The sequence below is a fragment of the Aurantiacibacter spongiae genome (assembly GCF_003815535.1).
Lineage (GTDB): Bacteria > Pseudomonadota > Alphaproteobacteria > Sphingomonadales > Sphingomonadaceae > Alteraurantiacibacter > Alteraurantiacibacter spongiae.
Window position 1 is genome coordinate 2,234,897 of the sequence record NZ_RPFZ01000001.1, and the last position, 20,504, is coordinate 2,255,400.

The window sequence follows — 20,504 nt, forward strand, 5'->3', positions numbered from 1 at the left end:
CGCGCAACGGATCATGTTCTACTTTCTTGCCCAGCTGCTTGATTTCGACGGGATCCTGAACCTCGTCCGCTACCAGACCTTTCGTGCCGGCTCCGCCATGATGACGGCGCTGCTGATCGGTCTGGTCATCGGTCCGCGCTTCATCCGCCTGCTGCGCGTGCGGCAGGGCAAGGGGCAGCCGATCCGCGAGGATGGCCCGCAATCGCACCAGGCGAAGGTCGGCACGCCGACGATGGGCGGGCTGATGATCCTGACCTCGCTTTCCGTCGCCATGCTGTTGTGGATGGACCTTGCCAGCCCCTTCGTATGGGCGTGCCTCGCGGTCACGATGGGCTTTGGCATCATCGGCTTCATGGACGATTACGACAAGGTCACGAAAAGCAGCCACAAGGGGGTGCCGGGCAAGGTCCGCCTGCTTCTGGAATTCCTCGTGGCGGGCATCGCCAGCTGGCTGATCGTGGGCGAGATCAACACCGTCCTCTACGTGCCGTTCATGGTGGAAACGGGCGTGCAGCTCGGCTGGTTCTACTACGTCTTCGCGGCCTTCGTGATCGTGGGTGCGGGCAATGCCGTCAATCTGACCGACGGGCTGGACGGCCTCGCCACGATGCCCGTCGTCATCGCGGCGGGTGCCTTCCTCGTCATCTGCTATCTCGTCGGCCGTGTCGACTTTTCCGACTATCTGGGTATCCCGCACGTTCCGCTGGCGGGCGAGCTGGCGATCATGTGCGCGGCCATCATGGGGGCGGGCCTCGCCTTCCTGTGGTTCAACGCGCCGCCCGCCGCCGTCTTCATGGGCGATACCGGCAGCCTCGCCCTGGGCGGCGCGCTGGGCGCCATCGCCGTCGCCAGCCATCACGAGATCGTGCTGGGCGTGATCGGCGGCCTGTTCGTGCTGGAAGCGCTTTCGGTCATCATCCAGGTGTTCTGGTTCAAGCGAACGGGCCGGCGCATCTTCCGCATGGCCCCCATCCATCACCATTTCGAGCAGCTCGGCTGGAAGGAATCGACGGTGGTGATCCGCTTCTGGATCATCGCCATCGTGCTCGCGGTGATGGGTCTCGCGACGTTGAAGCTGCGGTGATTACCGCGCGTGCCTTTGCCGGTCGGCGCTACTGCGTGCTGGGGCTCGCCCGGTCGGGCATGGCGTCGGCGGAAGCACTGCTGGCGAGCGGGGCGCAGGTAACCGCCTGGGATCGCCGGAACGAGCCGAAGGAGCGGCTTCGCGGGCGCGCGACCATCGCCGATCCGCTGGAAATCGATCTTCGCGGGTTCGACGGCATCGTCGCTTCGCCCGGCGTTCCGCTCAACACCCATCCCCTGCGCGACAAGGCGGCGCGCGCGGGCGTGCCGGTGATCGGGGATATCGAACTGTTCGCGCAGGCGCGCGCCGAGCTTCCCCCGCACAAGGTGATCGGCGTTACCGGCACCAACGGCAAGTCGACCACCGTCGCGCTGGTCCACCACCTGTTGCAGGCAGCCGGCATCCCCGCGCGGCTCGGCGGCAATATCGGCGTGCCCATACTGGCGGAGGATCCGCTCGAGCCGGCCGGTGACGTGCCGGGCGTCTATGTGCTGGAACTGTCCAGCTTCCAGATCGACCTCACCCGATCGCTCGCCTGCGAGGCGGCGGCGCTCATCAACATCACCCCGGACCACCTGGATCGCTACGACGATTTCGCCGCCTACGCCTTCGCCAAGGGGCGGCTGCTGGCGATGCAGGGCGCGGGACAGTTCGCCGTCTTCGGCTGCGAGGACGCGCCGACCAGCGCGGTGCAGCAGGCGGAGGCGGCGCGCCGGGCCGAGGGGCGCGCCGATTGCGTCGACGCCTGGGCGTGGTCGGCCTATCAGAAGGACTGGCCGAGCCTGCAGGGTCCGCACAACCTCCAGAACGCCGCGATTGCCGCCGCGCTGGTGCGCGAAATGGGCGTGACGCGCGCGCAGATCATGGACGGGCTGGCCAGCTTCGCCGGACTGCCGCACCGGATGGAACGGATCGGGACATGCAAGGGCGTCCTGTTCGTGAACGACAGCAAGGCGACCAACCCCGCCTCCACCGCCCCTGCCCTGGCGGCCTTCGCGCCCGAGGGCGGGCGGCCCCGCATCCACTGGATTTGCGGCGGTCTGCCCAAGGAAGACAATCTGCGCGATTGTGCGCCCTATTATCCGAACGTCGCCCGCGCCTACACGATCGGCGATGCCGGGCCGCTCTTCGCGCAGCTGCTGGACGGTCACGTTCCGGTCGAACGCTGCGAAATGCTCAGCGAGGCGGTGCGCCGCGCCAAGGAAATGGCGCAGGACGGGGACGTGGTCATGCTCAGCCCGGCCTGCGCCAGCTTCGATCAGTTCCGCGATTACGAGGCGCGCGGACAGGCCTTTCGCGAACTCGCGGTGGAGATGGGTTGTACCGACGAACGTTCCCCCGGCGGGACGATGACGGCGAGGTCGATAGCATGAGTGCGGAGATCTACATTCCCCGCAGCGGCGAAGAAGGACCAGTCCGGTCTCCACGGCTGCCACGCGACCGCAAGCGGGAACTGCGCATCTGGTGGCGGGAGATCGATCGCTGGTTGCTCGCCTTCATCCTCATGCTGATGGCGGTCGGTACGCTGTCGGTTGCCGCAGCCTCTCCGGCCAGCGCGCGGCGGCTGTCGACCGAGGCGGTGCAGCTGCCCGACCTCTATTTCTTCTGGGCGCATATCCGCTGGCAGATGCTCGGCCTGATGGTCATGCTGGGAACGTCCATGCTGCCGCGCGAGCCGGTGCGCCGGATGTGCATCGTGCTGGCCGGCATCATGCTGTTCGCGCTGCTGCTGGTGCCCTTCGTCGGGACCGAGGTGAACGGGGCCAAGCGGTGGCTTACCGTGGGCATCCAGTTCCAGCCGAGCGAGTTCCTGAAGCCTGTCTGCATCGTGTCGCTCGCCTGGGTGCTGTCGTGGAAGGTCCGCGACCCGGAGCTGCCCGTCATCGCCATATCGGGCGCGGTGGTCGGGTTCGTGACCTTGCTGCTGCTTGCCCAGCCGAACCTGGGTGCGGCGATCCTGTTCATCGCCGTATGGTTCGTGATGGTCATGCTGGCCGGCCTGCCGCTCCAGCGTATCGGAATGCTGGGGGGCGCGGGGGCGGCGCTGATGCTGGGCGCCTACCTGTTCTACGACAACGCCCGCAACCGGATCGACAGCTTCCTCGGCGGTCCCAGCGCCTACGATCATGTCGACCTTGCCAACCGCACGCTGACCGCCGGTGGCTGGACCGGCAGCGGCTTCTGGCTCGGTACCAACAAGATGCGCCTGCCCGAAGCGCATACCGACTACATCTTTTCCGTGATCGGAGAGGAGCTGGGCCTTATCGTGTGCGTGGTCGTCGTGCTGCTCTACCTCGCCATAATCCTGCGTGTGCTGATCCGCCTGGTGGAGGAGGACCGGCTGTTCATCATCCTCGCCGCGAGCGGTCTGGTGGCGCTGTTCGGCGGGCAGGCGTTCATCAACATCCTCGTCAACCTGCAACTGTTCCCCAGCAAGGGCATGACGCTGCCGCTGGTGAGCTATGGCGGATCGTCGACGATCGCGCTGTGCTTTACCATCGGGCTGCTGCTGGCGATCATGCGGCGCAACCCGTTCCTGGCTCGCGAGCCGCTGGATTTCCGCGGTGCGCTGGACAGGGACGCGGGCCGCGATAGCGACAGGGAGGATCGCCGATGAGCGGCAACACGCCCGGCATCTCGCGCCATTTCGTGCTCGCGGCAGGCGGCACCGGCGGGCATCTGACGCCGGCCTTCGCGCTCGCGCACGAGCTGGAGCGGCGCGGGCATCACGTCGCACTCATCACCGACGAGCGCGGCGCTGCCATTCCCGGCAAGCCCGATTTCCTGCCCGCCCATGTCCTGCCGGCCGGTCGGTTCGGCAAGAACCCGCTCGGCTGGGTCAAGGGCGCGGCCGCGGTGATGAAGGGGCGGGGCATGGCGCGGCGCCTGTTCGAAACGTTCCAGCCCGCCGCGGTCATCGGTTTCGGCGGCTATCCCGCGCTGCCTGCCCTGCTGGCCGCGAATGCGGACCGGGTGCCGAGCGTCATTCACGAACAGAACGCGGTGCTGGGCCGCGTCAACCGGCTTCTGGCGGGCCGGGTGGACGCGATAGCGACATCCTACGAGGAGGTCGACCGGCTCGACGGCAAGCATCGCGAGAAGGTCCATGTCGTCGGCAACCCGGTACGACCGGGCGTGCTGTCCCTGCGCGAAGAGCCGTTTCCCGCCTTCACGCAGGACAGCCTGTTCCGGGTGCTGGTAACGGGCGGCAGCCAGGGCGCGCGCGTGCTGTCCGAGGTGGTGCCGGACGGGCTTTCCATGCTCGCCCCGGCCCTGCGTTCACGGCTGCAGGTTACGCAGCAATGCCGGCCGGAAGATCTGGAGGCGGTGCGTGCGCGCTATGCCAGTCACGACATTCCGGCCGAGCTGGCGACCTATTTCGAGGACATGGCGAGCCGGCTCGCCGACGCACATCTCTTCATCGGCAGGGCCGGGGCCTCGACCATCGCCGAACTGACGGCGGTGGGGCGGCCCGCCATTCTTGTCCCGTTGCCGATCGCGACCGACGATCATCAGGCCGCCAATGCGCGGGAGGTTGCAAGGTCCGGCGGGGCGCGGTCGATCAGACAGGCGAGATTCACCGCCTCCGAGCTTGCCAAGCAGATCAACGCGATGGCGCAGCATCCCGAAACGCTCGCCAACGCCGCCCATGCTTCGTGGAATTGCGGACGGCCCGACGCCGCATCGGATCTCGCCGACCTGGTGGAAAGCCTGGGCGGCGATACCTTGCAGGACGTCATTCGCGTCGGTGGCAACAATGCGCGCGGAGCGACGCAGGGCCAGGTCGCCGGGCAGGGTGCGGCATGAAGGGTGTCGGCACGGAGATCGGCACGATCCATTTCGTCGGCATCGGCGGCATCGGCATGTCGGGCATTGCCGAGGTCATGCACAATCTCGGCTACCGGGTTCAGGGCAGCGACCTTGCCGACAGCGCCCGCGTCGATGCGCTGCGCGATGCCGGTATTCCGGTCAGCATCGGACACGACGAGGGTAATCTCGGCGATGCCGCGGTGGTCGTTACCTCCACCGCGGTCAGGCGCACCAATCCCGAGGTTGCCGCCGCCCTCAATGCGCGTATCCCGGTGGTGCGCCGGGCCGAAATGCTGGCCGAGCTGATGCGGCTGAAGAGCACGGTCGCGGTCGCCGGTACGCACGGCAAGACCACGACAACCAGCATGATCGCCGCGCTGCTCGACGCCGGCGGGGTGGATCCGACTGTCATCAATGGCGGTATCATCGAAAGCTACGGGTCGAACGCGCGACTGGGCGACAGCGAGTGGATGGTGGTCGAGGCGGACGAGAGCGACGGCAGCTTCCTGCGGCTCGACGGCACCATCGCGGTCGTTACCAATATCGATCCGGAACACCTCGATCATTACGGCGATTTCGACGCGGTCAAGGCGGCCTTCGCGCAGTTCATCGAGAACGTGCCCTTCTACGGCGCGGCGGTGCTGTGCATCGACCACGCCGAGGTTCAGAACGTCATCGCCCGCGTGCAGGATCGCCGCGTCATCACCTACGGCTTCTCGCCACACGCCGACGTGAGGGCGGAAAACGTGACGCCCGATGGCGCCGTCACCCGGTTCGATGCGGTGCAGACCGCGCGCGACGGGGCGGTCATGCGGATCGATGCGATCGAGCTTCCCATGCCGGGACGCCACAACGTGCAGAATGCCTGCGCGGCGATTGCCGTGGCTCTGGAAATGGGGTGCCGGGCCGAAGCGATCCGCGACGGCTTCGCCCGCTTCGGCGGCGTGCGGCGGCGCTTCAGCCATGTCGGCGATATCGACCTGGGGGGCGAGATCGGGGTCAAGGTGATCGACGACTACGCGCATCACCCGGTCGAGATCCGCGCCGTCCTGTCCGCCGCGCGCGACGCCGCCGGGGGGCGGGTCGTCGCCGTCATGCAGCCCCATCGCTATACCCGCCTGCGCGACCTGATGGAGGATTTCCAGGGGGCCTTCGCCGACGCGGACCTGGTCTATGCAACGCCCGTATATCCGGCGGGGGAGGAACCCATCGAAGGCGTCGACGAGCACGAACTGGTATCCGGCCTGAAGGCGCGGGGGCACCGCCTGGCCGAGGCGGTGGCCGGCCCCTCCGATCTCGCCGAGCGGCTGGCGCATGTTCTCGAGCCGGGCGACATGGTCGTGTGCCTGGGGGCGGGAGACATCACGAAATGGGCGGCGGGCCTGGCGAAGGACGTCGCCACGTTCCGCGTTCGCGAGGGGATCGAGCAATGATGCAGATCGGCGAAGACGACTGGGCCGAAACCGCGCCCGACGCGCACGAACATCCCGGCTTCGGGGTCGACGTACCCAAGGGTACGCGCGGCGACCTGACGCCCGACGCGCCGCTTGCCAAGCTGGTCTGGTTCAAGAGCGGCGGCGCGGCGGACTGGCTGTTCGAACCGGCCGATACCGAAGACCTGATCCATTTCCTGTCCGGGCTGGAGCCGGGCACACCGGTCATGGCGCTGGGGCTGGGCAGCAATCTGATCGTGCGCGACGGCGGCATTCCCGGCGTCGTGGTGCGACTGGGCAAACCGTTTTCGAGCGTAGAGGTGCTGCGCGACAACATGCTCGAATGCGGTGGCGGCGCACCGGGCATTCTTGTCGCCTCGAAGGCGCGCGATGCCGGTATCGCCGGGCTGGAATTCCTGCGCGGCATACCCGGCACGGTCGGCGGGTTCGTGCGGATGAACGGCGGGGCCTACGGGCGCGAGGTCGCGGATATCCTCGTCGATTGCGACGTCGTCATCTCCGATGGCAACCTCGTGACCCTGCCGGTCGAAGACCTCGATTACACCTATCGCCATTCGCGCCTGACCGACGATGCCATCGTCGTCGCAGCCCGCTTTCGCGGTGCGAAGGGCGATCCCGAGGTCATCGGCGCGGAGATGGACCGGATTGCCGACGAACGCGAGAACTCGCAGCCTTTGCGCACCAAGACCGGCGGCTCCACGTTCAAGAATCCCGAGGGCGCGAAGGCCTGGAAGCTTGTCGACGAAGCCGGCTGCCGCGGACTCGCCAAGGGCGGGGCCAGGGTAAGCGAGAAACACGCCAACTTCCTCATCAATACCGGTGAGGCGACCAGCGCCGATATCGAGGGGCTGGGTGAGGAAATCCGCCGCCGCGTGGCGGAAAGGACCGGCTACAACCTCGAGTGGGAAATCCGCAGGGTAGGGCGCCCGTGACGATTCCCGCCGATCTTCACATCCTCGTGCTGATGGGTGGCTGGGCCAATGAGCGCGAGGTTTCGCTCATGTCCGGCAACGGCGTTGCCGATGCGCTGGAAGGTGCCGGCCACCGGGTCACGCGGCTCGACATGGGGCGCGACGTTGCGGCGCGCATCGCCGAGGCGGCGCCCGACGTGGTGTTCAATGCGCTGCACGGGGTGCCGGGAGAGGACGGCACGGTGCAGGGGATGCTCGATCTGATGCAGGTGCCCTACACGCATTCGGGGCTGGCCACGTCCGTCGTCGCCATCGACAAGGAGCTGACCAAGCAGGCGCTCGTGCCTCATGGCATTCCGATGCCGGGTGGGCGGATCGTGAAATCGGCGGAGCTGTTCGATGCCGATCCCATCGCCAGGCCCTACGTCCTCAAACCCGTCAACGAAGGCAGCAGCGTCGGCGTGGCGATCGTCACCGACGAGAGCAATTGCGGCAATCCCATCGCGCGCGACGCGAAGGGGCCGTGGCAGGATTTCGAGCGCCTGCTGTGCGAGCCGTTCATCCGCGGGCGCGAACTGACCACCGCGGTCATCGATACCGGAGACGGACCGCGCGCGCTGGGCGTGACCGAACTCGTCATCGACAGCGGTTTCTACGATTTCGAGCACAAGTACACGGAGGGTCGCACGACCCACGTCTTTCCCGCCGAAATCCCGCACCACATCGCCCGGTTGTGCAGCGATTACGCGGTACGCGCGCACCGGGTTCTCGGCTGCCACGGCACCAGCCGCACCGATTTCCGGTGGGACGACGAGCGCGGGGAGGACGGCCTGTTCGTGCTCGAAACGAACACCCAGCCGGGCATGACCCCGCTCAGCCTGGTGCCCGAACAGGCCAGGCATTCGGGCATCGGCTATCCCGAACTGTGCGAACTGATCGTCGAGGACGCGCTTCGCCGCGCCGGAAAACTGTCCTGATGGCGCGCACCGCGACCCGCAAGACCAGGGGCGTTCGGCGGCAGGCGCGGGCGGAGGGCAACCGCACCCGCGTGCGCAAGGCGCGCAGGCACGGCCAGTCGGCGCTCGGCAAGGCGCTGGCGCTGCTGCCCTTCACCGAAGAGCAGCTGCAAAGGGCGTTCACCATCCTCATCATCGCCGGCGCGGCCGCGCTGGCGCTGTTCATAGCCCAGGTTTCCGGCGCGACGGCGCTGGCGGCGGACCGGATGGCGCACATCGCGTCCAATGCCGGGTTCAAGGTCCGCCATATCGAACCGCACGGGGTCGAGCGGATGAACGTGCAGACCGTCTACGAGAAGGCGCTCGGGCAGAACGATCTGGCGATGACGCGGGTCGATCTCGCCGGGCTGCGCGACGATCTGCTGACGCTGCCGTGGGTCAAGGATGCGCGCGTCTCGCGGCAGTTGCCCGATGCGCTGGTGATCGACATCGTCGAGCGCACGCCGCACGCGGTCCTGCGCAAGCCCGACCGGCTGGTGCTGATCGACCCTGAAGGCAACGAGCTCGAACCCATCGGGGCGCGTGAGGCGAGCGACTACATGCTGATCGAGGGGCCGGGCGCCCAATCGCAGGTCGCGGCGCTCGACGGGTTGCTCGATGCCGCGCCCGCGCTGCGTCCGAAGGTGACGGGGGCCGAATGGGTCGGCAATCGTCGCTGGAACCTCACTTTCGATACCGACCAGCAGCTCGCTTTGCCGGAAGGCGACGAGGCGAGCGCGGCGGCGCTCATCAGTTTCGCGCAGGCCGACGGCGTCCACCGCCTGATCGGCGGCAAGGCCGTGGCGTTCGACATGCGCAACCCGCCGCGCATGTACATGCGCGTTCCGGGGCGGGCGGAAAGCCAGGAACTGGCAGTGGGGCAGAGCAGCTAGAACGATGAGCACACCCAGACCGACAGGGCCGCGCATCGCGCGGGTGATCGGGGCGATCAATATCGGATCCTTCCGGATCTCGGCGATGATCGCCGGACTGACCGAAAACGGCGAGATGCAGGTGCTAGGCAGCGGCCACCGCGCCGCGCAGGGCATCAAGCGGGGCTACGTCATCGACATGGCAGCGGCGACCTATGCCGTGCGCGATGCGCTGGAGCGGGCGGAGAAGCTCGCGGGCACGAGTGTCGACCAGGTCTGGATCGGCTGTTCGGGGGCAGGGCTGGCAAGCCAGATCCGCCCCGTGGAAATCGCCATTGGCGGTCGCCGGATCGAGGAAGAGGATATCGAGGCGCTGCTAGTCGCGGCGCGGGGCAGCCTGGAGCCCGACGGGCGCACGGTGCTGCATGCACAACCGGCCTGCTATTTTCTCGACGGTGCGCACGGCGTCGCCAATCCCAAGGGCCTGCATGCCGACCGGCTGGGTGTCGACATCCACGTCATGCTCGCCGACGGCGCACCGGTGCGCAACGTCACCGAGGCGGTGCAGAGCGCACATCTCGACGTGGAAGGCATCGTCGCCTCCCCGCTCGCCACCGGTCTCGCCTGCCTGACGGCGGAAGAGCGCGACCTCGGCGTCGCGATGGTCGAACTGGGGGGCGAGGTCACCAACGTGTCCGTCTATGCGGGCGGCATGCTGGTCGGCCTGCATTCGATTGCCAAGGGTTCGGCAGACATAACCGATGCCATCGCGTCCGCCTTCTCCATCCGCCGGTTCCAGGCGGAACGGCTGAAATGCGTGTCCGGCTCGGCCATCGCCAGTCCCACCGATCACCGGGAGCTGATTCCCGTCACCGCGCCGGGAGAGGACAAGCGCGGTCCCGTCGCGCGCGGCGCCGACGATCGCAACCAGGTGCCGCGCGCCGAACTGATCGCGGTCATCACCGGCGAACTCGACACGCTGATGAGCGAGGTCGCCAAGTCGCTAGACCGCATGGGCTTTACCGGCGGCAAACCCGGATCGCGCGCGCGGCAGGTGGTCATCACCGGCGGCGGGGCCGAACTTTCGGGGCTGGCGGACTACGCGCAAAGCGTGCTCGGCGTGCCGGTGCGGATCGGTCGTCCGGTGGCGCTCAAGGGACTGCCCGAGGCGCATTCCGCCCCCGGTTTCGCCACGCTGGCCGGTCTCGTCCTCTACGCCGCCGAGGATCCGGTGGACATTCGCGCCGCAGGCTCGCGGTTCACCCGCACCTCGTCATACGGACCCGTAGCCACGCTGGTTCGGGTGTGGGGCGCGATGAAGGAGTATTTCTGACCGGTTTTCGTTTAACGCGTAGCTGTGGATACGCTATCGCCACGGTTCACGCCGGAACAGGCTTTATGGCAAGGTAGGGTCCGACACGAAGTCTTCGGGCTCCCCAGGAGTAGAATGGTATGAGCATCAATATCGGTCCGCCCTCGGTCGAGGAACTGCGTCCCCGCATCACCGTGATCGGCGTCGGCGGCGCGGGCGGCAACGCCATCGCGAACATGATCGATGGCGATATCGAGGGGGTCGATTTCATCGTCGCCAACACCGATGCGCAGGCGCTCAATTCCTCGACCGCCGAGCATCGCATCCAGCTGGGACCGGACATCACGCAAGGCCTCGGCGCAGGCTCCCGGCCCGAGGTCGGGCGCGCAGCAGCCGAAGAGACGGTGGAGGAGATCGAACGCGCCCTGGAAGGCGTGAACATGGTCTTCATCGCCGCTGGCATGGGTGGCGGCACCGGCACCGGCGCGGCGCCCGTCATGGCCAAGATCGCCCGCGACAAGGGTATCCTGACCGTGGGCGTCGTGACCAAGCCGTTCCTGTTCGAGGGGACGCGCCGCATGCGGGAGGCGGAATCGGGTATCGAGGAACTGCAGAAGTGCGTCGATACGCTGATCGTCATCCCCAACCAGAACCTGTTCCTGGTGGCCAAGGCGGACACCACCTTCAAGGAAGCCTTCGCGCTGGCGGACGAGGTGTTGCAGCAGGGCGTGCGGTCCATCACCGACCTGATGGTGATGCCTGGCCTCATCAATCTCGACTTCGCCGACGTGCGCTCAGTGATGGGCGAGATGGGCAAGGCGATGATGGGTACCGGCGAAGGCGAGGGCGACAACCGCGCCCTGGAGGCCGCCGAGCGCGCCATTGCCAACCCGCTGCTCGACGGCGTGAGCATGCAGGGCGCCAAGGGCGTCATCATCTCCATCATCGGCGGCGAGGACATGAAGCTGCTGGAGGTGGACGAAGCCGCCAACCACATCCGCGAACTGGTCGATCCCGAAGCGAACATCATCTGGGGCAGCGCGTTCAATCCCGAACTCGACGGCAAGATCCGCGTATCGGTTGTCGCCACCGGTATCGAGCAGACCGCGCAGCAGGCGGAAACCGCCTCGCGCCCGCTCGACCTGTCGGCAGCACGCGGTCCGCGCAAGCCGAGCATCCCGGCGGCGGAGGACAACTTTGCCGCGATCGACGAGGCTGACGACTTCGACGACGATACGCTGGAACTGGGTGCAGGGGACGAGGACGTTCCGGGCGAGAGCCATTCCGAAGCGGTATCGGCGAGCGATGACGAAGGCGCTCCGCGAACTCCGGATGGCGCCGCTTCGTCCGAAGGCGAAGCGGGCGAGGGCGAGGACGCCTACCTCGCTTCCCCTGCGGACGACGACGCATACGGAAGCGATCGCGGCAGCGGATACGCCGACGCGCAGGACGACGACCAGGATGCCGATGACACCGCCTTCGACCTGACCGACGAGGCGGACGAGGCCGCCGGAACGCCGGGGCAGGACGAATTGCTGCTCGACGCCAGCCGGCTGGCGCAGGGCGGTGGCGACGTGCAACCCGCCGGCGGACGCCGCGCGCGGATGCTGGGGGGCGGCGGAGCGGGCGATACCGGGCCGGGTGACGGCGCAGGCAATGTGGGGGCGGGTACGCCGACCGCGCCGACGCCGGCGCCATCTTCGGGCGGCAGCACCCTGTTCGAGCGCATGGCCAACCTTTCCCGCCAGTCGCCCGGCAATTCCGCGGACGAAGATGACGACGAGGATGACGACGAGGGCTCGGCCATGCGCATTCCGCGCTTTCTCGGCCGGCAGAGCAACCAGTAGGCATTTCGCGACCGGCGGACGCGTTCGCGCGGCAGGCCGGTCGCAACGCCGAATGTCGTTCTAGCCGTATTCAGTCCTTCGCGTGTAGACGGCACGCATGACGCCACCGCGCCCGATGACCCGAACCCCCCGCCCGCCACGCTCCGCCTTCGCGCTTGCCGCGCTGCTGGCCGCGACCAGCGTGCCGCTATCCGCAACGCAGGCGCAGGAGGTGGTGCAGCAGCTTCCCAACCCGGCGCAGGAAGATCTGGCGGACGCCATGCGTCGGCTGGGTAGCAACCCGGAATCGGTGCCCGCCCTGGTCGCCGCGGGACGGGCCTCGCTCGAACTGGGCGACGCCGACGCGGCGCAGGGATTCTTCAACCGCGCGCTCTCGATCGCGCCCGAGGATGGCCGGGTGCTGTCCGGACTTGCCCTGATCGCCGTGCGACAGGGCGACGCCGTAACCGCGGTGCGCCTGTTCGACGACGCCGAGGCTGCCGGCGAATCGCTTGCTCCCTATGCCGCCGATCGAGGCCTGGCCTACGATCTGACCGGCCAGAACGCACAGGCGCAGCGGTATTACCGTGAAGCCCTGTCGCGCGGCGAGACGGCGGAGACGGTGCGCCGGCTGGCTCTCAGCTACGCCATTGCCGGTGACGCCGACGCGTCCGAGACGACCCTGCTCCCGCTGTTGCAGCGGCAGGATCGCGCGGCCTTCCGCACGCGCGCCTTCGTTCTCGCAATCCTGGGCCAGGGGGAGGAGGCGGTGTCGATCGCGTCCACCATGCTGCCGCAACGGCTCGCAAACCAGATGGAACCGTTCCTGCGCGACATGGACCGGCTGACGGCGGCGCAGCAGGCGGCGGCGGCCAATCTCGGGCGTTTCCCCACGCCCGCGCAGATCGGTCGCGATACCCCGGAGATCGCGGCGTTGTCCCGCGTCGCTTCACAGAACGCTCCGCCGCGTTCGCAGGCGCGTGCCGCCGACCGCCTCGTGCCCGGCGGCGAACCGCTGGGACCGGCTGCGAGGTCCGCCACGCCCTCCGCACCCGCGAGCGGCGAACTACCGGCGCGCCAGGCTGCGGTGCAACCGGTCGCTCCGCCGCCCGCAACCGCCGCCGCTCCCGCGCAGCGGCGGCTTGCGGACGCGTCCGATGCGCGCTCGCAACCTGCGAGCGATACGCGGACGCGCGGGTTCCAGTCACGGCCGGTGCAGCAGGCCCGTGAATTGCCGGGAATACGCGAAAGCGTTCGCGGCACGGTAACGGTCCAGCCGGCCGAAGAAGACCCCGCCCCAGCCGGACTGGCGCTTCCGACGCCATCGGCGTCTCCCGCTCCCAGCCCGGCTCTTTCCGCCTCTGACCCGGCTACGGCAGTCGATTCCAGCGGCGAATTGCCGGCGATCGACCCGTCTGCGGCAAGCCGCGAAGCTACGGTCGTCGCGAGCCTCGCTGACGAACCGGCCACGCGGAACGAGCGTCGCGATGCACGTCCGTCCTTCTCGATTTCCGAACGCGGCGAAGACTCCGCCGAAGAAGCCGAACGCGTCGATCTCGCCAGTGCGTTCGCCGATTTCGATCTGGCGGCCTCGCCCGCATCCTCCTCGGCGCGAGCGGGGGCGGTCGATATCACCGCGATCCAGCCGCGCCGCGAGGCGCCGCCTTCCGCAGCCGCTCCCGCTCCGCCGGTCAGCCCGGCGCGGCACTGGGTGCAGGTCGCAACCGGGCAGGACGTCGACGCTTTCCGTTTCGATTGGCGGCGTATCGTGCGCGCCAGCGACGGCCTGCTCGACAATTACGACGCCTTCACCGCGCCCTGGGGGCAGACCAATCGGCTGCTCACCGGTCCCTTCGCCAGCGCCGCCGACGCAAATGCCTTCGTGCGCGAACTGGGTGAGGCGGGTGTCGACGCGTTCCGCTTTTCAAGCTCGGCGGGTGAGGAAATATCGCCGCTGGATTAGGCGGTTAGAGGGCGCCGCGCGTTATCCCCGGAAGCTTGTTCACAAGTCTCCAACAGCCGAAACAAGTTTTGCCCGACACAATGCCGGCCCGCGATTGCGCGTATCATGCCTGCCGACGCATTAAGCATCGCATGACAGGACGACGGGTAGCAGACGCATGACCATGGAACGCGAACGAATCGAGGAGGTGGTCGAGGATGCCGCCCCGGTCGAGATGCTGTCCGCCCTCTTCGCCGCGCGCGGATGGGCGCACGAACAGGTCGGCGAGGACGAGATCTCCGGCGAAATTCCCGGCAGCTGGACGACCTATCAGGTGCGCGCGATCTGGCGCACCGAGGACAATGTGCTGCAAATTCTGTGCATGCCCGATACCCGCGTGCCCGACGGCAAACGCCGCGACGCGGTGGAATTGCTGGCCCTGGTCAACGAACAGTTGTGGCTCGGCCATTTCGATATCTGGTCGCAGGGCGGCATGCTGCTCTATCGCCACGGCCTCATGCTGGGAGACGAGGGGCTGCTGTCGGTGGACATGGCACAGCTGGCGATCGAAAGCGCCGTGGCCGAATGCGACCGGTTCTATCCCGCCTTCCAGTTCGTCCTGTGGGGCGACAAATCCCCGCGCAGCGCACTGGACGCAGCACTCGTGGATGCCGCCGGAGAAGCGTGACATCGGCCATGCTGGCGGGGTTCGAAGGTTAATGTCGCAAGCTGTCGCGCAGGCCCGGTTTTCCTTGAAAAACGCAGGCGGAATGGCGATATTGCTGGCTGACCCGGCCCGCGAGTGAGGCCGGACATAGGAGTTTGGATTACGATGGCAAACTGGAACGACAACCGCGCCCGCCAGGGTTTCGGCGTGTCGCCGAGCCAGACGGGTGATGTCGCTGGCCGCACGACATTCGATGCGGGCCTGAGGGAGCATATGCTCTCCATCTACAATTACATGGCATCGGGCGTGCTGCTGACCGGTATCGTCGCGCTGCTGACTGCGCGGTCGGGGCTGGCGGTGCAGTTCGCGCAGGGTCCGCTGATGTGGATCGTCGCGCTTTCGCCGCTCGCCATCGTGTTCGCGATGAGCTTCGGTCGCAACAAGTTTTCAACCACGACTTTGCAGGCGATGTTCTGGGGCTTCGCCGTCCTGATGGGGCTGTCGCTGTCGACGCTCTTCCTCGTCTACACCGGTGGATCGATCGCGGCGACGTTCTTCGCCACCGCGGGCGCCTTTGCCGGCCTCAGCCTTTGGGGTTACACGACCAAGAAGGATATCTCGGCCTGGGGAAGCTTCCTCATCATGGGCGTCATCGGCCTTCTGGTGGCGATGGTTGTCAACATGTTCATCGGCTCGCAGACACTCGATCTGGTGGTCAGCTTCATCGGCGTGCTGATCTTCGCGGGCCTCACCGCCTACGATACGCAGCGACTGAAGCAGGAATATCTCGCCGTCCAGCAGGCGCGGATGACCAACCCCTCCGTCGCCGCGGCCTATCCTGCCGGCAAGATGGTCGTGATGGGCGCGCTGTCGCTCTACCTCGATTTCATCAACATGTTCCTGTTCCTGCTGCGGTTCATGGGCGTCGCCCGCGACTGATCGCACGACGGATTCGAGAAAAGATGCCCGGGACGCGGATTTCGCATCCCGGGCATTTTCTTATGTTCACGTGGCATGTAGGAAGCGCCGCGTAACAATCGGTTACGCGCAATTCGACGCGCATCGCGCCCTGTTGTCCGGAAGAGAGGAAGCCTGCCCGACATGACCCGTGCCCCGCTTACCATACGCACGATCGCCACTGTCGGCGTCTGTGCCGCGCTGGCCGCCTGCGCGACCCCCGAACCGCCGCCCCCGCCGCCCCCGCCGCCCCCGCCGCCCGCGCCGGTGGTGGAGGCTGTTCCCTATCGTCCGCTGCCGCCGCCCCAGGCGGCCTATGACATGGCGCTGCCCGCCAAGGACGCGCTCGGCAACCGGACGACCATCAACACCGCGCTCGAAACCGACGAGGCGGTGTGGCATTTCCGCTCGGGCTGGAACGTGGCCGCCCTCAACTGCACCCGTCCGCAGGACCAACCGATCCTCGACGCCTACGGCCAGATGCTGCAGGACCATGCCAGCCGGCTGAGCGAGGCGAACAGCGCGCTCGAAGCGCGTTTCCGCAGCCAGGCGGAAGAGGACCGGCGCGAGGCTGGCCTGGCGCGCAGCGCGAACGAGGCGCGGCGTGCCGCGATCCGTCTGCGCGAGGCTCATTCGACGGAGATGTACAACTATTTCGCCACCCCCGGCGCGCGCACCGCGTTCTGCGAGGCTGCCCTGGCTGTCGCGAACGATTACCTTGCAACGCCGCCGGAGGATTTCGGCACCTTCGCGATGGCCGGACTTCAGCGCTACGAGATGGCGTTCGACCAGTTCTGGTCCAGATACGAGGAGTACAAGACCGCCTCGGACGCCTGGGATCGGCAATACGGCGCCCGTTACGGCGCGTCGCAACCCGGCTGGGTGGCGCTTTACGGCACGGAGGCGCAGAAGATCGCCGCCGGTATGCTCGCCGCGCCGGAGCCGGAGATGGTCGGCGAGGTTCGCGATCCCGATACGGGCGCGGCCATCCCCGTCGTCCCGGTGCGCGAGGACGCCAGCAGCCAGCCGGTCGTCCAGCCTGTCCCGAGCGGGGAGGGCGACGAGGCGGCATCGGGGGAATAGGCCGCCCGGAGCCGAAAAGTCCTTGCCTTGCGAGGGGGCGGTAAAATTCCCCTTTGCAAGCGCGTGCATTGCCCGCTAAAGCCCCCGCCTCTCGCGGGGATTGCCGGTTCTGGCGCTTCTTCGCGGGGATGAAACTGGAACGGGGCCGTAGCTCAGTTGGGAGAGCGCGTCGTTCGCAATGACGAGGTCAGCGGTTCGATCCCGCTCGGCTCCACCAGTTGTCTTTCCGTGTTTCCCCGGGTGCCGGCCAGCCGACCGCCCCCTTAGCCTTTCCCGTGGCCGCTCTGCCCGGATCGCCGAGGGATCCCGCCTGCGTTGGCAGTGCGGCCGGCGCGCGCCGACACGTCCTATCCTGGACAGTTCGTGCCGAACCGCTCGGCGACCGGGATGACGCGGCGCTCGCGGCAAAACAAAAATCACCCCTGCGCCCCCAAATCCTCTAGGGACTCTTTCCATGCATTTCCTCGATCAGGCCAAGATATTCCTCAAGTCCGGCGCGGGCGGACCGGGTGCGGTCAGTTTCCGGCGTGAGAAATATATCGAGTTCGGCGGCCCGGACGGCGGCAATGGCGGGCGGGGCGGTGATGTCGTGCTCGAGGCGGTGCCCGGTCTCAACACGCTGATCGACTTTCGCTACGCGCAGCATTTCAAGGCCAAGCGCGGCGGGCACGGCATGGGCAAGGACCGCACCGGCGCCAGCGCGGACGATCTCGTCATCGAAGTGCCGGTCGGTACGCAGGTGCTGGACGAGGACCGGGAAACCGTGCTCGCTGACTTCACGACCGAGGGGCAGCGGCTGGTGCTGCTCGAAGGCGGCATGGGCGGACGCGGCAACGCCAGCTACAAGACCAGCACCAACCGCGCCCCGCGGCAGCATCAGCCGGGCGAACCGGGGCAGGAGATGTGGGTATGGTTGCGGTTGAAGCTGCTCGCCGATGCCGGACTGGTCGGCCTGCCCAATGCCGGCAAGTCGACCTTCATCAACGCCGTCTCGAACGCACGGGCCAAGGTCGGCGACTACGCCTTCACCACGCTCATCCCGAAACTCGGGGTCGTTCACCACAAGGGCCGCGAATTCGTGCTTGCCGACATACCCGGCCTGATCGAGGGCGCGGCGGAAGGGGCCGGTATCGGCGACCGGTTCCTGGGCCATATCGAACGCTGCCGGGTGCTGATCCATCTCATCGACATCAACGGCGAGGATCCGGTCGAGGCGATGCGCGTGATCGAGACGGAGCTCGCCGCCTACGAAGTCGACCTGTCGCAAAAGCCGCGTCTGGTGGCGCTGAACAAGGTCGATCTGGCGGATGCCGAACTGGCCGAGGGTTTCGGCGCCGAATTGATCGACGCAGGGGCCGAGCGGGTCTTCCCCATTTCCGGAGCGACCGGGCAGGGGATCGAGGACTTGCTGGACGCCGTTCTCGCCTACCTGCCCGAACGCACCGCGACCGAACAGCCGGCAACCCCGGAAGAGGCCGGATCGCCCGAAATGGTCGAGAAGCCGTGGTCGCCGCTCGATTGACGCGCTAGTCGGGTCGCGATGACCGCAACAGGTTCGATAACCGGACTGTCCGACCTCGCCGATCCGGCGCTGGCGCCGCTGGTCGTACTGAAGGTCGGCTCGGCCCTTCTGGTGGAAGGCGACGGTGCGCCGCGACGCGAATGGCTGACCGGATTCGTCGCTGAAATCGCCGAGGCGCGCGGGCGGGGGCAGCGTGTGGTCGTCGTCAGTTCGGGCGCGATCGCGCTCGGCGCACGTCGACTGGGCTTCGCCAGAGGCGGGCGCGCCACCCTCGCGCAGGCGCAGGCCGCCGCCGCCGTCGGGCAGATCGCGCTCGGCGGACTGTGGGCGGAACTGCTCGGCCAGGCCGGGATCGCGGCGGCGCAGTTGCTGCTGACGCTGGACGATCTCGATGATCGCCGCCGCTACCTGAACGCCGCCGCCACGATCGGCGAATTGCTCGGTGCCGGCGCGGTGCCTGTCATCAACGAGAACGATTCGGTCGCCACCGAGGAAATCCGGTTCGGCGACAACGACCGGCTGGCGGCACGCGTCGCGCAGGCCGCCGGAGCCGACGCGGTGCTGCTGCTGTCCGACGTGGACGGGCTTTACGACCGCGATCCGCGCGATCCGGACGCGGTATTGCTACCACTGGTGGACGGCGTCAGCGACACTGTGCGTGCGATGGCCAGCGGCGCATCTGGTTCGGGCATGGGGTCGGGCGGAATGGCGAGCAAGTTGCAGGCGGCCGAGATCGCCGAACGAGCCGGAATCGCGCTCGCCATCGTCAACGGGACGCATGACCGGGCGCTGACCCGCGCCATCGGGCAGGAAATCGGCACGCTGTTCCTGCCCCGCCGGCACGACCGGGCGCGCAAGGTCTGGCTCGGAGGACGCCAGCGCATGATGGGCACGCTGACGGTCGACGATGGCTGTGTGGTGGCCCTGAAAGACAGGGGCAGCCTGCTGGCGACAGGTATCGTCGGCCTCGAGGGAGCCTTCGAACGCGGAGCGCCGGTCGCCGTGGCGGACACGCGCGGGCGTATCCTGGGCCAAGGTCTGACGGAATATTCGTCCGGGCAGGTGCGCGCGATCATGGGGCGGCGGAACGAGGACCATGCTGCGCTGCTCGGCCACGCGCCGCGTTCCGCCGTCATCCACCGCGATCATCTGGTGCTGTTGTGAGCGTAGCGGTCACGGGAGGAACGGGCTTTGTGGGCCAGGCAGTGCTCGATGAAGCGGCGCGACGCGGCGTTTCCGTGCGCGCCCTGACCCGGCGGGATCAGCCTTTGCGTGAAGGTGTCACCTGGATCCGCGGCGATCTGGCCGATGCCGACGCGCTGGTCCGGCTGGCGCGAGGGTCAACCGCCGTCCTTCATATCGCCGGAGTGGTCAATGCGCCCGATCGGGTGGGCTTCCACACCGGCAATGTCGAGGGTACGCAGGCCATCGTGCAGGCCGCGCGCGAAGCCGGCGTCAGCCGCTTCGTCCATGTCTCGAGCCTCGCCGCGCGCGAACCGGGCCTGTCCGAATACGGCCATTCGAAGCGGCTCGCGGAGGAGGTCGTGCAGGTCAGCGGTCTCGACTGGACGATCGTGCGCCCCCCGGCGATCTACGGCCCGCGCGACACCGAGATGCTCGACCTTTACCGCGCGGCGCGCTGGCGGGTGGTGCCGATGCCCCCGCCCGGGCGCGCTTCCATGCTGCATTCCGAGGATCTGGCCCGCCTTCTGCTCGACCTCGTCCGCGCCGGCGATCTGGCGGCGGAGCGGATTTTCGAACCCGACGATGGCCGCGCAGGGGGCTGGTCACACCGCGAGCTTGCCCGCGCAATTGGCCACGCGGTGGGGAGAACGGTCTGGTCGCCGAACATGCCAGCATCATGGCTGATGGCGGCGGCGCGGATCGACAGGCGGCTTCGCGGCGAGGACGCGAAACTCACCCCCGACCGTGCCGGCTATATGTGTCATCCCGACTGGGTGAGCGATCCGGACAGGCGCGTGCCCGGCGATGTCTGGCAACCCGCCATCGGGACACCGGCAGGCCTCGCCGCGACGGTTGCCTGGTATCGCGAGAAAGGCTGGCTCTAG

Annotated in this window: 17 protein-coding genes and 1 tRNA gene; all 18 read left to right on the plus strand. The window is 67.8% G+C overall.

Annotated elements, in window-relative coordinates; all coding sequences use genetic code 11:
- Positions 1-13 precede the first annotated feature (13 nt).
- Positions 14-1,084, plus strand: a complete 1,071-nt coding sequence (gene mraY, locus EG799_RS10870; protein ID WP_123881099.1) for a phospho-N-acetylmuramoyl-pentapeptide-transferase — start codon at positions 14-16, stop codon at positions 1,082-1,084.
- Positions 1,081-2,457 carry a UDP-N-acetylmuramoyl-L-alanine--D-glutamate ligase gene (gene murD, locus EG799_RS10875; protein ID WP_123881101.1) on the plus strand — a complete coding sequence of 459 codons (1,377 nt, stop codon included), beginning with the start codon at positions 1,081-1,083 and terminating at the stop codon, positions 2,455-2,457. The genes mraY and murD overlap by 4 nt, the downstream gene beginning before the upstream one ends.
- Positions 2,454-3,701, plus strand: coding sequence for an FtsW/RodA/SpoVE family cell cycle protein (locus EG799_RS10880; RefSeq protein ID WP_123881103.1), 1,248 nt, complete (start codon positions 2,454-2,456; stop codon positions 3,699-3,701). Before murD ends, EG799_RS10880 begins: the two co-directional genes overlap by 4 nt.
- A complete protein-coding gene (gene murG / locus EG799_RS10885) occupies positions 3,698-4,891 on the plus strand; it encodes an undecaprenyldiphospho-muramoylpentapeptide beta-N-acetylglucosaminyltransferase (protein ID WP_123881105.1) in 1,194 nt (397 codons plus the stop codon). The genes EG799_RS10880 and murG overlap by 4 nt, the downstream gene beginning before the upstream one ends.
- Positions 4,888-6,327 carry a UDP-N-acetylmuramate--L-alanine ligase gene (gene murC, locus EG799_RS10890; protein ID WP_123881107.1) on the plus strand — a complete coding sequence of 480 codons (1,440 nt, stop codon included), beginning with the start codon at positions 4,888-4,890 and terminating at the stop codon, positions 6,325-6,327. Before murG ends, murC begins: the two co-directional genes overlap by 4 nt.
- Positions 6,324-7,280 (plus strand): UDP-N-acetylmuramate dehydrogenase, encoded by a 957-nt coding sequence (gene murB, locus EG799_RS10895; RefSeq protein ID WP_234029129.1) that lies wholly within the window; start codon positions 6,324-6,326, stop codon positions 7,278-7,280. Before murC ends, murB begins: the two co-directional genes overlap by 4 nt.
- Positions 7,277-8,236: a D-alanine--D-alanine ligase gene (locus EG799_RS10900; protein ID WP_123881109.1), complete on the plus strand. Its 960-nt coding sequence runs from the start codon at positions 7,277-7,279 to the stop codon at positions 8,234-8,236. Before murB ends, EG799_RS10900 begins: the two co-directional genes overlap by 4 nt.
- Positions 8,236-9,147, plus strand: a complete 912-nt coding sequence (locus EG799_RS10905; protein ID WP_123881111.1) for a cell division protein FtsQ/DivIB — start codon at positions 8,236-8,238, stop codon at positions 9,145-9,147. Before EG799_RS10900 ends, EG799_RS10905 begins: the two co-directional genes overlap by 1 nt.
- 4 nt (positions 9,148-9,151) lie before the next feature.
- Entirely contained in the window at positions 9,152-10,459 is a 1,308-nt protein-coding gene (gene ftsA, locus EG799_RS10910; protein WP_123881113.1) for a cell division protein FtsA, read from the plus strand.
- 119 nt (positions 10,460-10,578) lie between these two features.
- Positions 10,579-12,285, plus strand: coding sequence for a cell division protein FtsZ (gene ftsZ, locus EG799_RS10915; RefSeq protein WP_123881115.1), 1,707 nt, complete (start codon positions 10,579-10,581; stop codon positions 12,283-12,285).
- Between the two features lie 115 nt (positions 12,286-12,400).
- Complete coding sequence (locus tag EG799_RS10920; protein ID WP_158611065.1) at positions 12,401-14,227, plus strand: tetratricopeptide repeat protein; 1,827 nt, start codon at positions 12,401-12,403, stop codon at positions 14,225-14,227.
- A gap of 163 nt (positions 14,228-14,390) precedes the next feature.
- Positions 14,391-14,894 (plus strand): type III secretion system chaperone family protein, encoded by a 504-nt coding sequence (locus EG799_RS10925; protein ID WP_123881119.1) that lies wholly within the window; start codon positions 14,391-14,393, stop codon positions 14,892-14,894.
- 144 nt (positions 14,895-15,038) lie between these two features.
- Positions 15,039-15,812 (plus strand): Bax inhibitor-1/YccA family protein, encoded by a 774-nt coding sequence (locus tag EG799_RS10930; RefSeq protein ID WP_123881121.1) that lies wholly within the window; start codon positions 15,039-15,041, stop codon positions 15,810-15,812.
- 162 nt (positions 15,813-15,974) lie between these two features.
- Positions 15,975-16,913, plus strand: coding sequence for a hypothetical protein (locus EG799_RS10935; protein WP_123881123.1), 939 nt, complete (start codon positions 15,975-15,977; stop codon positions 16,911-16,913).
- A gap of 141 nt (positions 16,914-17,054) precedes the next feature.
- Positions 17,055-17,130, plus strand: a tRNA-Ala gene (locus EG799_RS10940).
- A 237-nt stretch (positions 17,131-17,367) separates the two neighbouring features.
- A complete protein-coding gene (gene obgE, locus EG799_RS10945; RefSeq protein ID WP_123881125.1) occupies positions 17,368-18,435 on the plus strand; it encodes a GTPase ObgE in 1,068 nt (355 codons plus the stop codon).
- An 18-nt stretch (positions 18,436-18,453) separates the two neighbouring features.
- Positions 18,454-19,599: a glutamate 5-kinase gene (gene proB / locus EG799_RS10950; protein ID WP_123881127.1), complete on the plus strand. Its 1,146-nt coding sequence runs from the start codon at positions 18,454-18,456 to the stop codon at positions 19,597-19,599.
- The gene (locus EG799_RS10955) at positions 19,596-20,504 is read left to right on the plus strand and encodes an NAD-dependent epimerase/dehydratase family protein (protein WP_123881129.1); all 909 of its coding nucleotides are present in this window, start codon (positions 19,596-19,598) and stop codon (positions 20,502-20,504) included. The genes proB and EG799_RS10955 overlap by 4 nt, the downstream gene beginning before the upstream one ends.

Coding starts and splice junctions, on each gene's coding strand:
- mraY (WP_123881099.1), top strand. CDS start 14: ATGTTCTACTTTCTTGCCCAGCTGCTTGATTTCGACGGGATCCTGAAC.
- EG799_RS10880 (WP_123881103.1), top strand. CDS start 2,454: ATGAGTGCGGAGATCTACATTCCCCGCAGCGGCGAAGAAGGACCAGTC.
- murG (WP_123881105.1), top strand. CDS start 3,698: ATGAGCGGCAACACGCCCGGCATCTCGCGCCATTTCGTGCTCGCGGCA.
- murC (WP_123881107.1), top strand. CDS start 4,888: ATGAAGGGTGTCGGCACGGAGATCGGCACGATCCATTTCGTCGGCATC.
- murB (WP_234029129.1), top strand. CDS start 6,324: ATGATGCAGATCGGCGAAGACGACTGGGCCGAAACCGCGCCCGACGCG.
- EG799_RS10905 (WP_123881111.1), top strand. CDS start 8,236: ATGGCGCGCACCGCGACCCGCAAGACCAGGGGCGTTCGGCGGCAGGCG.
- ftsA (WP_123881113.1), top strand. CDS start 9,152: ATGAGCACACCCAGACCGACAGGGCCGCGCATCGCGCGGGTGATCGGG.
- ftsZ (WP_123881115.1), top strand. CDS start 10,579: ATGAGCATCAATATCGGTCCGCCCTCGGTCGAGGAACTGCGTCCCCGC.
- EG799_RS10920 (WP_158611065.1), top strand. CDS start 12,401: ATGACCCGAACCCCCCGCCCGCCACGCTCCGCCTTCGCGCTTGCCGCG.
- EG799_RS10925 (WP_123881119.1), top strand. CDS start 14,391: ATGGAACGCGAACGAATCGAGGAGGTGGTCGAGGATGCCGCCCCGGTC.
- EG799_RS10930 (WP_123881121.1), top strand. CDS start 15,039: ATGGCAAACTGGAACGACAACCGCGCCCGCCAGGGTTTCGGCGTGTCG.
- EG799_RS10935 (WP_123881123.1), top strand. CDS start 15,975: ATGACCCGTGCCCCGCTTACCATACGCACGATCGCCACTGTCGGCGTC.
- obgE (WP_123881125.1), top strand. CDS start 17,368: ATGCATTTCCTCGATCAGGCCAAGATATTCCTCAAGTCCGGCGCGGGC.
- proB (WP_123881127.1), top strand. CDS start 18,454: ATGACCGCAACAGGTTCGATAACCGGACTGTCCGACCTCGCCGATCCG.